At 58.7% G+C, this 11,989-nt stretch carries 11 protein-coding genes; 1 reads left to right on the top strand and 10 read right to left on the bottom strand.

The window, feature by feature from the left end; genetic code table 11:
- Window positions 1–17: 17 nt before the first annotated feature.
- A complete protein-coding gene (locus tag ACVIGB_RS01460) occupies window positions 18–842 on the bottom strand; it encodes a phosphoenolpyruvate hydrolase family protein (protein ID WP_456718241.1) in 825 nt (274 codons plus the stop codon).
- Entirely contained in the window at window positions 835–2,019 is a 1,185-nt protein-coding gene (locus ACVIGB_RS01455) for a Tm-1-like ATP-binding domain-containing protein (protein WP_456749075.1), read from the bottom strand. The genes ACVIGB_RS01460 and ACVIGB_RS01455 overlap by 8 nt, the downstream gene beginning before the upstream one ends.
- 242 nt (window positions 2,020–2,261) lie before the next feature.
- On the opposite strand from ACVIGB_RS01455, the gene ACVIGB_RS01450 reads away from it, so the two are divergent.
- Window positions 2,262–2,816, top strand: coding sequence for a hypothetical protein (locus tag ACVIGB_RS01450; protein ID WP_456717431.1), 555 nt, complete (start codon window positions 2,262–2,264; stop codon window positions 2,814–2,816).
- Between the two features lie 11 nt (window positions 2,817–2,827).
- Here ACVIGB_RS01450 and ACVIGB_RS01445 read toward each other — a convergent pair whose 3' ends face one another.
- From ACVIGB_RS01445 to ACVIGB_RS01410, 8 genes are all read right to left on the bottom strand, one after another.
- Window positions 2,828–4,582: a phosphoenolpyruvate hydrolase family protein gene (locus ACVIGB_RS01445; RefSeq protein ID WP_456717432.1), complete on the bottom strand. Its 1,755-nt coding sequence runs from the start codon at window positions 4,580–4,582 to the stop codon at window positions 2,828–2,830.
- 58 nt (window positions 4,583–4,640) lie between these two features.
- Window positions 4,641–5,753 carry an ABC transporter ATP-binding protein gene (locus tag ACVIGB_RS01440; protein WP_456717433.1) on the bottom strand — a complete coding sequence of 371 codons (1,113 nt, stop codon included), beginning with the start codon at window positions 5,751–5,753 and terminating at the stop codon, window positions 4,641–4,643.
- Window positions 5,753–6,580 (bottom strand): HAD-IIA family hydrolase, encoded by an 828-nt coding sequence (locus tag ACVIGB_RS01435; protein WP_456717434.1) that lies wholly within the window; start codon window positions 6,578–6,580, stop codon window positions 5,753–5,755. The genes ACVIGB_RS01440 and ACVIGB_RS01435 overlap by 1 nt, the downstream gene beginning before the upstream one ends.
- Window positions 6,573–7,343: an SDR family NAD(P)-dependent oxidoreductase gene (locus tag ACVIGB_RS01430; RefSeq protein ID WP_456717435.1), complete on the bottom strand. Its 771-nt coding sequence runs from the start codon at window positions 7,341–7,343 to the stop codon at window positions 6,573–6,575. The genes ACVIGB_RS01435 and ACVIGB_RS01430 overlap by 8 nt, the downstream gene beginning before the upstream one ends.
- Window positions 7,343–8,263, bottom strand: a complete 921-nt coding sequence (locus ACVIGB_RS01425) for a ribokinase (protein ID WP_456717436.1) — start codon at window positions 8,261–8,263, stop codon at window positions 7,343–7,345. The genes ACVIGB_RS01430 and ACVIGB_RS01425 overlap by 1 nt, the downstream gene beginning before the upstream one ends.
- A 14-nt stretch (window positions 8,264–8,277) precedes the next feature.
- Window positions 8,278–9,138: a carbohydrate ABC transporter permease gene (locus ACVIGB_RS01420; RefSeq protein WP_456717437.1), complete on the bottom strand. Its 861-nt coding sequence runs from the start codon at window positions 9,136–9,138 to the stop codon at window positions 8,278–8,280.
- A gap of 12 nt (window positions 9,139–9,150) precedes the next feature.
- Complete coding sequence (locus ACVIGB_RS01415) at window positions 9,151–10,086, bottom strand: carbohydrate ABC transporter permease (RefSeq protein WP_456749074.1); 936 nt, start codon at window positions 10,084–10,086, stop codon at window positions 9,151–9,153.
- An 86-nt stretch (window positions 10,087–10,172) separates the two neighbouring features.
- Complete coding sequence (locus ACVIGB_RS01410) at window positions 10,173–11,558, bottom strand: extracellular solute-binding protein (protein ID WP_456717439.1); 1,386 nt, start codon at window positions 11,556–11,558, stop codon at window positions 10,173–10,175.
- Between the last annotated feature and the right edge of the window lie 431 nt (window positions 11,559–11,989).

Raw genomic sequence — 11,989 nt, 5'->3', positions numbered from 1 at the left:
CTCAATTGCGATGAACATCAGTTTTGCTGCGGCAGAGGAACGGCTTTAAATTGCTCTGCCGCCGCTTTCACTGCACGTTCGATTGGGATGCGTTCGATGGAGGAGGCTCCAACGAAGCCGACGCATTCGGTCGAGCGGTAGACCTCAAACGTATCCTGTGGCTCTGAGATTGCGCCGCCGTGGCACAGAAGAATGATGTCTGATCGGACCGCCTTGGCTGCCGCGTTGATCTCGTTGATGCGCCTGATCGCCTCCTGGATCGACTGTCCTTCCTCGTGGCCCACGAGCCCGCCGCGGGTAGCGCCGACATGAGGGACAATGCAGTCCGCTCCGCTGTTTGCCATGGCTTTGGCGTCTTCAGGGCTCGCGACATAGGCGAGCGAGAAGATGTTCTTCTTGCAAGCAGTCGCAATCATCTCGATCTCGCGCTCGAAGCCGAGCCCTACACGGCCGCGGCGGTCACGCCATTTTTCTCCCATGGTGGAGATGGTCGGGTAGTTGATCACGCCTGAGAAGCCGGCAGCGGAGAACTTGTCCAGAAGAGCATCAAGATCGAGCCGGAGGGGATCCCAGGCTTCGACGCCGCCAATCACCGGCACAGAGGATGCGACGTTGCGGATTTCCGCAGCGAGCTCCAGCGTACGGGCGTTGGAATCGCCGATGCGGCTGGTGGGGAGCCCCATGAGCCGCGATAGACCAGTGCTGTAGACCACCAGCATATCGGCGCCTCCGAGCGCAGCGCATTTTGCGACCAGCCCACAGCTACTCGCCGCGGCAAGCACTGCTTTTCGTTCCGCAACCTGGCCCGCGATCTTCGAGAGAATTTCGGCTCGATCAAACATCCGCACGAGATGAACCTCCTTGCCCCAACTGTTCGAGTATCCACGTCACGGCGGCCTCGGCGAATTCGGGATCGTTGATGTGACAGTCCAGTTCGCGGACCGTGATCTCTCGTTGGAGATTGCCCTTGATTGCCTCAAGCCACGCCTTGTCGGCGTCCACATCCCAAAAAACGCCGCCCTCTCGGTCGTAATCCGACACGCCTTTGGCTGGCCAAAGCACGATGGCAGGCCCCTTGGCCTGCGACAGCCGCTCGGTCGTAAGCCTGCCGATAGTCGCGTTCTCGGCAGAGGTCGTGCGCATCAGCGTCGTGTAAGGCGTGTGGGAATAGAGCCGGCGGCCTCGGAATTGATCTGGAACGCTGGACGGCGATCCGAAATTGACCATATCAACCGCGCCCGGCGCGATGACTTGCGGGATCTGTTGGCGCGAAGCCGCCTTTAGTCGATCGGGACCTGCGCTGGCCGTACCTCCTACCAGTTCATCGGCCAGCTCCGTCGTGGTCAGGTCGAGCACGGCATCGAATTCGCCCGCGGCGATCAGCTGCTCCATTTTCCGGCCACCTGCCCCATTGGCCGGAAAGACGATCGCGTCCAGGCCAGCATCGGCAAGTCGCAATACGCACTGATTTGCAGCCGGCGTGGTCACGCCGAAGGCCGTGATCGCAACAATCTTTCTTTCGCGTTTATGCTTGCTGGGCTCATAGTGCATGGCGGAAATAGCTCGCCCTGCATTCTCCAGCACTCTTGCCGTGAAGGCGTTGATGCCGAAGAGATCGACCAGGGTTGGATAGAGTATGATGTCATGGTGGGTCGCGAGTTCGGCGAGGAGCGCCGGCCGCGCACTCGTGACCAGTAGCTTCGGGAAGCCGTAGGGCAAATCAGACACGATCTCGCCGAAAACCGCGCTGCCCTTCCCTCCTGCGATCGCGACGATCGCACTGATCTCGCCGGAGGCCAGGAGCCCGGCAACTCGTTTACGCGTGGTCGCGGCTATCTCTTTCAGGAGATCGGCAGGCGAGGCCGAGCGAGCTCCCACGCCGTCAGCTGGCCGCGGCAAATTCTCGTTCTTCGACGTGCCGATATCGATCAGGACGGTTGTTCTGCCCTGTGCCCTGATGGTATCCGAGACGAACGAAGCTTCCTTGCCCTTGGTGTCCATCGTAGCCACGATCGCCACCGCGCCCAACGCCGCAGTTGCCAACTCGGATAGGTGACCATCCCGGACCGACCTCTGGTCGTCCGCGCAATGGTGAGACACGATTGTCCTCCCGGGCCATTCTTGACAGGAGGTGGGTCTAGACCGGGCCGAACTCGGGTATAAGATCGGCGAAACGTACAAATGGGTAAGATTGGGTAGAACCTGTGAGAGCGACAGTTATCGGCAAACTTGCCGCAGACCTCTTGGCTACCCGCGGAGGGATGTCCCTGCAGATCTATGCCCCGTCTCTGCGCAGCCTGCCGGCGGATGTTATGCTCGTCATGGCGACCCTGCCTGTCATCGACTGGAACGACTGCTTGTTGCGGGATTTGCGTACCCTCAAGAAGAGGACGCCCGTTCCTGCCTATGCGGCGATCGTCATGATCGATCCCTTCGCGTGCTGGGAGGATTTCGCCGAGTTGTTGAAAGATGCTGAGATCACCGGGATTATAAACTTTCCACCTGCGTCGATACTTGAACGGTCGAGCGCGGGCGTGCCAGTTGAGACCGGTCAGGAGCTCGAACTTCGGCGCATGGAATGGTTCGCAAGCCTTGGATTCAAGGCCTTGTTCGCTGCCGCTAACGAGTCTGACGTCACGGCGGCGGAGCGGCGGCTGGGTTCACAATTGGACGGCGTGGTCTATTTACCCTCGGAGGCTCTCGCTCTGACGATCGGTACCGACATGGGGCTGGTAAGCCTTGGGCTGCAGGGAGCGTCGGTACCGAAGTTCGCGCTCCTGGACGCAACCGCTTCCAAGCGGCCGCTTCCAACGTGAGAAGCGCAGCGCTATTCGAGGATCCGCAGCTTCTTGATCTTGTTGTACAGGGTTTTTCTTGAAAGACCGAGAGAGCGGGCTGTCTTGCCACGGTGAAGCCGGTTTCTTTTTAGGCCTTCAATGATCCATTCGCGCTCGGACAGCGAAGCCGAGGGCTTGGCGTGTGACTGCGCATCCAGAAGCGGTGTTAGCACATCAGCCGTGATGTGGGTTTGCCGCAGGGTGACGAGCTGGTTTACGATCTGGCGCAATTCCCGCAAGTTGCCGGGCCAGTCATGGCCTGCAAGCGCCAGGAATGCAGAATTCTCAATTGTAAGCGTCTGAGCCCTCGAATCTCCCTTTGCCTCGACCGTGAAGTGTTGAATGAGCTGCGGAAGATCCTCGAGCCGATCTGGCAAGGCGGGCAACGCGATATCGAGCCCCGCAAACAGGGCGAGCAACCGGGGACATAACACCGTTTCAAGGCCGGCCCCCCGGGCGACGGTGGCGGTCGCGATGATCCTCGCCGTGGAGCGGACAACCGCGACGCCGTTCAATGGCGTGAAACCGCCGGTCTCGAGATAGTCGGCAAGACGCTCCTGCCCCTCGCGAGAAAGCTGGTCCACGTGCAGCAGCAAGACCGCACCCTCACTTGACGTTTCCAGGAGGGACAATTGGCGTCTCCTGGTCTCATCCCGCTCGGCGCCAAACAGCGCTCCGAGCGTTTCGATCGACGGGCCCGGCCGGCACTGAAACAGCGGCGCCTTGGCGTGCTTGCGATCGCTAAAGGCGTGTACGAGGCCTGCTATTCTTCGTTTCCCCGAGCCGGCTTCGCCCCAGACAAGCACTGGATTGGGGTTGGCGGCCAAGCGTTTTGTCGTCTCGAGGACGCGCTTCATCGAAGACGCCTGCGCAATGACCCCGTGCCTGAATCCACTCAACTGGAGCTGCCGTTCAAGCAGATCGACCTTCTCCCTTAACAAGTGGATGGTTTTGAAGCCCGAGGTCACCTCAAGGACGGACATCTCCAACGGCACGCGGTCCAGCGAAGAGCCTCCGATGAAACCTTGGATACCCGTCTCCCGGCAGATATCCAACAATTCGTCGGGCTTTGTGATCGGTCCACCGCCAAGCAGGCAGATGACACTCTTGTCGATGGATTGAGCAACGCGCGCAACGGCACTGGTGCGTGCAGCAAGCTCCGACAGGCTGATCGACGGGTCGGAAGCGACTTCCACCCCGCGGTTCAGATTGAAGTTGATGCAGATCGCCTCGGCACCCGCTTCAACCATGCGCCTCGCTTCGGCTTGGGTGCGCGTATAGGCGATGGTCATCAGGCCGCGTTTTGCGGCCTTCACCAGAAGCTCGGTCTCTCGGGCGTAACCAAGGCCGCACTTCTCGAGCAATGACCTCCGGTAATCATCGATGTGTATGACGGACGGAAAGTTGGTGACTCCGGCAAACCCCCATCTGATGATCCGATCGAGCCAGCGATCAAGATCGAGCTGCGGATCGAACGTGCAGGCACCGAAGAATACGGGCAGTTTCGTGCTAGGCAGGATTTCGGTCCGTCCAAAGCTGGCCACGAACTCGTTGCAATTGCGGATTGGAAGAATGGATGCCGGAGAGGAGCCGCCCATCGCACGAAAACGGCCCGCATTGAGCGCAAGTACGAAATCTGCGCCTGCGCGTTCGGCCGCTCGTGCGGTCATGCCTGAACCGATTCCCGCCCCAAGTACAAAAGAGCGGGAATTTCGGAAGAACTGCCTGATACCGGCTTCCTTCACCTCATCCGTCCGCTATCCAAAACTCGAGCCCAAGTCATGGCCCGGCTTAAGCGAAAGACTAGCTCCAATTCGCCGGCACGTGCAACCGCCGAAGCGCCCTGCCGTTGCTCATGAACAAGTGGCAATTCTCGGGCGACGCAGCAAGACGAAGCTTCCCCGCCCTTTTGAGCGGTTCGGGTTTTGGCGCCTTGGCGACCACTGTTTCGTTTCCGGCGTTGCCGTAGATGTAGGTGACGCTGCCGAGATGCTCGACGAAATCGACCTCGAGCTCGATGGCGATCTCCTGCTGCGTCGGAGCGGACGCGGAGAAATCATCGGGCCGGATTCCGAGCGTGATCGGCTTGCCAATCATTCCTTTGTCCGGTTGCACCGGGATGGAGACGGTGGTGCCGACCTGAAGTCGCACGTCCACACCTCCCTCGTGCGCCGCCTCGACCTCGCCACCCAGGAAGTTCATTTTGGGGGAGCCAATGAACCCCGCCACAAAGCGCGAGGCCGGATTGTGGTAGAGATCGCGCGGGCTGCCGATTTGCTCGATATTTCCGTCCTTGAGCACGACGATCTTGTCCGCCATGGTCATCGCCTCGACCTGGTCGTGCGTAACATAGATCATTGTGTTGCCGAGCTGCTTGTGCAGCTTGGCAATCTGAACCCTCATCTGTACCCGCAATTCCGTGTCCAGGTTGGAGAGGGGCTCATCGAATAGGAACACCTTTGGTTCGCGCATGATTGCGCGCCCGATCGCGACGCGCTGCCGTTGTCCCCCTGAGAGTTGCCGAGGCTTACGGTCCAGCAGATGATCGATCTGCAAGAGCGATGCAGTCTCCCTTATCCTGGTGGCGATCTCGGCTCTCGGAGCCTTGGCCATACGCAGCGGGAAGGCAAGGTTCTCTCTCACGGTCATATGCGGATAGAGAGCGTAGCTTTGGAATACCATGCCGAGGTTGCGGTGCGCCGCGTCGACATCGTTGACGAGCTCATTATCGATTAGGAGCCGCCCGCAGCTGATGGGCTCCAGCCCCCCTATCATGCGCAACAACGTGGACTTGCCCGACCCGGATGGACCGACGAAGACAACGAATTCGCCGTGATCGATAGTCAGGTCAATATTGCGCAGGACTTCGATCGTTCCATACACCTTCCTCACGCCTTGCAGGCGAACATCGGCCATTATACCCTCCTCTGTCGTGACCGTTCCGAGAAAGTCGCGGTCATATCGATCTCGCCCAAGCTCGACACCACGAAATCGGGCGATATCAACGACGAGTCCTCCCTGGCCGGCACACCGGTCGTGACAAGCACGGTCGGTAGACCTGCCCTCTTTCCGGCCTGAATATCGGTCGGGATTTGATCGCCGATCAGAATAGTTGAATCGCGAGCTGTACCGAGCCGAGAAAGTGCCGCTTCGATCATATGCGGTTCGGGCTTACCGACGATCAATGGTTTCACTTGCGTGGCGGCAGCAATAGCTGCGATTGTTGCACCAGCTCCCGGTTCGAACCCGGTCGTCGTCGGCAGCAGAAGATCAGGGTTGGTGCCGATAAAGGCGGCTCCATTCAAGATCGCGTCAACCGCGATCCGCATCTTCTCGTGTGTGATCTCGCGATCGAGCCCCATCACGACGGCTTCGGGTGCTCGCTCGGTGACCTCGAGTCCTGCGCCAACCATTGCTTTCACAAGGGAGGGCGCACCGATGACATAGACGCGTGTCATTTTTGGGTATTTCGCACGGATTAGCTCCGCGGCCGTGACAGCGCTTGTAACTACTTCCCCGGGTGTAACCGCAAGACCGAATCCTTCCAGTTTGCGGACGACGTCCTCCGGCGTGTGCGTCGAATTGTTTGTCACGAAACAAAATCGCAAGCCGCCCGCCTGCCACCGGACGAATGCTTCTATCGCATCTGAGATCGCTGCGTTCCCGCGATAGACCACCCCATCCAGATCCGAGATGATGCCCTCAATTGGTGGCCAGCTGAGGTAAGAGTCTGCACTAGCCATTCATGAGCATCCCGCCGTTCACATGAACGATCTGACCGGTCATGTAGGAGGCTGCGGGACTTGCAAGGAAGACCGCAAGCCCCGCGATATCTTCGGGTAACCCGACCCTTCCCAAGGGAATCCGGCCGCTATGGCGTGCTTCGGTCTCCTCCCGCGGTCGCCCGTGCATGGGTGTATCGATGATGCCGGGCGCGATTGCGTTGACGTTGATGTTGAGAGGAGCGCATTCGTAGGCGAGCAGCTTGGTTACGTCGTGGACGATCGCCTTCGACAAGCAATAGTCGGCTCCGCCGGCCTGGTAGTTGAAAACGGCGCCTTGCGAGGACAGTGAGGAGCCAACATTGACGATGCGGCCGCCTTTGCTCTTCATGAAACGCTCGATGGCCAGTTTCGAGCAGCGCAGCACGGCGACCGAGTTGATCTGTATGGTACGCTCGATCTTGTCAACATTGCCGTTGAGAAGCGACTGGGCCGATTTTATACCGGCGTTGTTGATCAACACGTCTAGCCTGCCAAACCGCCTGGCAATCTCGTCGAGAACCCTGGCAACGTCTTCCTCGCGTGCCACATCCATCGCCATTGGCAATATGCCGTTCCCGTAAGGTAACCTCGTCAAAATGTCTCGGAGGTTCTCCAGGTTGGCGTCGGTCGCCAGGACGTTTGCGCCGCCTTGGCGAAACGCATTGGCAATGGCGGAGCCGATGCCGCCACCCGCTCCGGTGACGAGCACGGTTCTGTCGGCAACTGAGAACTGTTCGGTCATTACAACTCCAAGATCGGTTGGGATTTCAGGAACTCGTCGACGGCCTCGCTGTTCGGCATCGAACTTTGGGCGCCTCGTCGTGTCACGCACAATGCGGCTACTGCCAGAGCCTTCTTGACGGCTTCTCGCAAAGGCAGCCGCTGGGCGAGTGACGCCGCAAAGGCTCCGTTAAAGGCATCGCCCGCGGCGGTCGTATCAACGACCTTCACAGGAAATGCTCGCACCGCGAAAGATGTTCTGGCATCGGCGTAATAGGCACCCAGCGCCCCGAGGGTGATCAACGCGGCTCCTGGTCCGAGGTCCAGGAGCTTCCCCGCTGCATGAGCGGCACTGTCAAAGTCATGGACCTCGACTCCGGTTAGCTCGAACGCTTCCGTCTGGTTCGGCGTGACGAAATCGACATTTTTCCACGCCATCGATGAAAGTCCGGCCCTTACGGGTGCAGGATTAAAGATGAGATCGAATTCTCGGTCGTGTTTCATCTCGAAGAGGCGATTGAGGGCCGGAATCGGCATGCCCATCTCGGCGACAACGATGGCGTCGCGCTCAATGAATTCGGCAGCTCTGTCGATCATGCTCGGCGTGACGTTCAGATTGGCACCCGGATCTATGACGATCATGTTGGAGCCATCGTCACCGACCAGAACTAGAGCTGAGCCCGATACCTCGCCTGGGCAACTCTCGATCGCATCAGCGCAAACGCCGGCTTCCCGAAGCGACTGCAACAGCGATTGGCCCGCATCATCGTCCCCGAGCCGCGTGTAGAAGTGTGGCCGCAGCCCGAGCCGGGCGGCGGCAACGGCCTGGTTGGCGCCCTTGCCGCCGGGGTTGCGACTCAAGGCTCCCATCAGACTTTCGCCCGGCGTCGGAAGTCGCTCGACGTTGAAGCAGAGGTCGAGATTGGTCGTTCCAAAGAACATCAATGGTCTGGGACTCATTTCACTGCACCGAAGGTAAGACCACGTTCCAGATGGCGCTGGCCAAGGACGATCAGAATGACGGGAATGATCATCGTCACCACGAGTCCGGCGGCCATCACAGGGTAGAACTGCACACCCGGATTGAGCAGCTTGAGAAGAGCGACTGTCACCGGCGCCCTGGTCGAGCTTAAGATCAGCCCGAGGGCGAAGTTGTGCCAGGCAAGCAGGAAGATGAGCAACGAGGCGCCAATGAGGCCGGGCTTCAATAACGGCAGCACAATGTGCAGCACGACCCGGAACGGTTTCGCGCCGTCCATAGCAGCGGCTTCCTCGATGTCCTTCGGGATATCTTCGATATAGGAGCGGCTCAACCAGACGATCATCGGCAGGGTGACGACCTGGTAGACCCAGATCATGCCGAAATAGGTGTCGTATAGCCCAATTGCTTGGAAGACGCTGAAGAGCGGGATAACGACCAGCAGAGCCGGAGCAAAGCGGAAGCCCAGGATGAAGAAGGCGATGTCCTCCTTCAGAGGTATGTCTCGCCTCGCCAGCACGTAGCCGGCGGGCACTCCGACGAGCACAGAGATGATCACGGAGCCGAGCGCAATGATCACGCTGTTCGTAATCGGCGTCAGGAAATCCACCTTGATAGTGCCGTAACTGGTCGCGCCAGCCTGAGCGACATCAAACAGAACGCGAAAGTTCTCTAGCGTTGGCTGGAAGATGAACGTCGGGGGCCAAGTCATGACCTCGGACTGCTGTTTGAGCGACATCATCAGGATCCAGACAAGGGGAAATGTCAGGATCAGCGCGCAAATAGCGACGAAGAGATTGAGTGTCAGGTTGGTCGTGGTTGCTCGTCTTAAGCGCATTTGCGGCCTCGATCAGCTCACACGCTGGCGGACGAAGCGCCACAGTTTGACCATGGCGAGCGTTCCAATCAGCACGATCAACCAATTGATCACCATGAGCGTGGCACCACGACCAAAGGCAAGATTTTGGAAGGCCGTAATGTAGGCGCGGACCGAAAGGACGGCAGTGCTGTCGCCGGGCCCTCCTTGCGTGGTCCCGAAAATGATGTCGAATTGATTCAGGGATTCGATCAATCGAAATACCGCGGCAATTAGAATATATGGGGCGACGAGCGGTAGCTCGATGTACCAGAAGGTGGCCCAGCCTTTCGCTCCGTTGACCCGCGCGGCCTCCCTCACTTCATCATTGATGCCCTGGAGGCCGGCGAAAATGATCAGCGCGAAGAAAGGCGTGTAGGTCCACACGTCGATCAGAACTAGGGAGAACATCGCCGTTGTTGGATCTGAAATCCACGCAAACCGGCTGATCCCGACAAGTGACAGTAAATAATTCAGAATCCCGTTTTGTGGATCCATCATTGTCGTCCACATGAGCGCGACGCTCATCGGCGGAAGGACCAGCGGCAGGAGAATGACGGGCCGCATCAAACGCGCAAGGAAGACGTCCGTGGCGAATAGCTTGGCAAGCGCCAGTCCGAATAGAGCTTCTGCCAACACCGCCAATCCCGCGTAAGCGAGCGTCGCGCGCACGCTAGTCCAGAGATCCCCGGTCTTGATCAGTGCGGCATAGTTATTGAGACCTATGAAGTGAACCAGCGGTCGTCCAAACCTGAGGTCTGTCAACGACTGATAGACTCCGTAGAAGAACAGGAAAAGAAAACCGAGCAGGATGATGATAGCCGGCGCGACCGCGGCAATGCTCCACCAGTCAAAGCGCCGCCCGTCGGCGCTCTTCACCGGCTCGTCCTTGGGCGCAGCAAGCTGGGTGACCGTCGACTGTAGCGTCACGATTCCGTTGAATCCTCGAAAGTCCATCTCATTGTAACTCTACGATGCGAGGGAGCGGCAACTGAGGTTGCCGCCCATTTTCCGCTTCACATGGACGAACGGATACCCGAGGCGAGGTCAGTCAGCGTCGTTTTCACGTCCGCGCCGTTGACCATCTTCTGCATCGCCACAGCCCACGCGTTCATTGCTTCGGCGAATCCGACCCGGGGCGTAAAAGCGAGCGCAGCTCTGTCCTGCACGCTGTTGAACGTATCGACGAAGTTATTGAATTCTGGCTTTGCCGCATATTCCAGCCAAGCCTTGTCGCTCCAGGTGGAGGCGCGGGGAGAGTTGACAAGCTTGCCGGCGACCGCACCGTTCAGCTCGACCTGCTTTGACGTTGCCCACTGGATGAACAGCCAGGCAGCCCCCTTCTTCTGGGAGGCAGCATTCATCGCCAAAGACCAAATCCAAATGTTCGATTCGAAGTTCTTGCTGTTCGGAGCGTGCAACGGGGGTGCGAAGGCGATCTTACCCGAAGCGGGCTTACCGGCCACGTCGTTCCAGAAGCCAAACATGTTGGAATCGATCGCCATCGCCGTGCGCCCGGAGTTTATGCCATCGACCACCTGGTACCAGTTGTCGTTGGCGAAGGATGGAGCGGCACACTTCTTGATCATGTCCACATAGTCTTTGTGGAAGGCGATTGACTCGGGCGAGTCCAGACCTGTTTCCAACTTGCCGTCCTTGAAGATGAAATCATGGACCCCATAGGACTTGGCGATCGAGATTGCGGCCGTGTGGATGCTGCTCCAGAAGCGTACGCCGCGCACGCCGAGTGGCGTGATCGCCGGATCCGCAGCCTTGAGCGTTTCGCAGGCGACGGACATCTCAGGCGGCGTGGTCGGGACCCTGATGCCGTATTTGTCCAGTATATCCTTCCGGTAGAACAGCTGAATGTTCTCAAAGCCGTGCGGGATAGCCCACACTTGCCCGGCTCCCGACTCGATCTGCCCCTCCTTCACTTTCCAGGTGAGTGCATTCCGCAGTGCAGGGAAAAAATCCTTGTAGTCGTAGCTCGACGCCGTGAGTTTTGGATCATTCAGATAGCGATCGAGCGGCTCAAGCAACTGCCCCGGGGCAAGATCCCAAGCGGGCTGGATCCCCGTCCCCACAACATCCCAACTCGACGACTTCGTGCTCAGTTGGATCGTGAGCTTATTCCAGTACGCATCATCGGGATAAAGCTCCGATGTCACCTTGATGCCCGTCAGCTTTTCGAATTCGGGCAGCTGGGCCGCAACGGCGTCAGCATACGGATGGATGTCGTATGCCCAGACGATCGACGTGCCTTCGAACTGCCGCCAGTTGATGTCGTCTGCTTTGGCTTGCTCGAAAGCAAAGGCCGTCCCGGATAAGAGCGTGGAGCAGATGAGAGCGCGTCTGGCGAGATTAATCGAATAGCCGCGAAAAGCGGCGAGCTTCCTTGGCATCAGTCCCTCCTCTGGGCTCTTTGGCCCGGAAATCCACGTGCCCCTCCTTTTCCAGGGCCGCAGTAGGGGGAAGGCTAGCCATCATTGTTTCGTCCGAGCCTCCCTTTCACTCTCAAAGTTGGGTAAGATTGAGTAACCTCGAAAGATCGGCCTCTCCAGAAAGGAGCTGCCGATTGGGCAAAGGGAGACACACACCAGCTTTAAATTTTGAAGTTGGATGAACGGAAGGCGTCCGCCCCGATGATTCAAGACCATCCTTCGCTTGTTCGCGCGCTGTCGCTGAACAGCATTTGGCAGTCGACTGGCCAGAGGCCGTCTCGCGCAGCGGTTCTACCCATTTCGATTGAAACATTGCTTCCGATTATTTCGGGAAGCAATTCCACTAACCAAGCTGGCTTCGCGATTGGTCCCAACTACGATTTAGAATCGCA

The sequence above is a fragment of the Bradyrhizobium sp. USDA 4341 genome (assembly GCF_054063755.1).
Note: the sequence above shows the minus strand (reverse complement) of the source record. Positions and strands in the feature narration are given on the sequence as shown.

Bases quoted from the DNA above. Each gene is read 5' to 3' on its own strand.
- ACVIGB_RS01420 (WP_456717437.1), bottom strand. From the start codon at position 9,138: ATGCGCTTAAGACGAGCAACCACGACCAACCTGACACTCAATCTCTTC.
- ACVIGB_RS01435 (WP_456717434.1), bottom strand. From the start codon at position 6,580: ATGGCTAGTGCAGACTCTTACCTCAGCTGGCCACCAATTGAGGGCATC.
- ACVIGB_RS01440 (WP_456717433.1), bottom strand. From the start codon at position 5,753: ATGGCCGATGTTCGCCTGCAAGGCGTGAGGAAGGTGTATGGAACGATC.
- ACVIGB_RS01410 (WP_456717439.1), bottom strand. From the start codon at position 11,558: ATGCCAAGGAAGCTCGCCGCTTTTCGCGGCTATTCGATTAATCTCGCC.
- ACVIGB_RS01425 (WP_456717436.1), bottom strand. From the start codon at position 8,263: ATGTTCTTTGGAACGACCAATCTCGACCTCTGCTTCAACGTCGAGCGA.
- ACVIGB_RS01450 (WP_456717431.1), top strand. From the start codon at position 2,262: ATGTCCCTGCAGATCTATGCCCCGTCTCTGCGCAGCCTGCCGGCGGAT.
- ACVIGB_RS01460 (WP_456718241.1), bottom strand. From the start codon at position 842: ATGTTTGATCGAGCCGAAATTCTCTCGAAGATCGCGGGCCAGGTTGCG.
- ACVIGB_RS01430 (WP_456717435.1), bottom strand. From the start codon at position 7,343: ATGACCGAACAGTTCTCAGTTGCCGACAGAACCGTGCTCGTCACCGGA.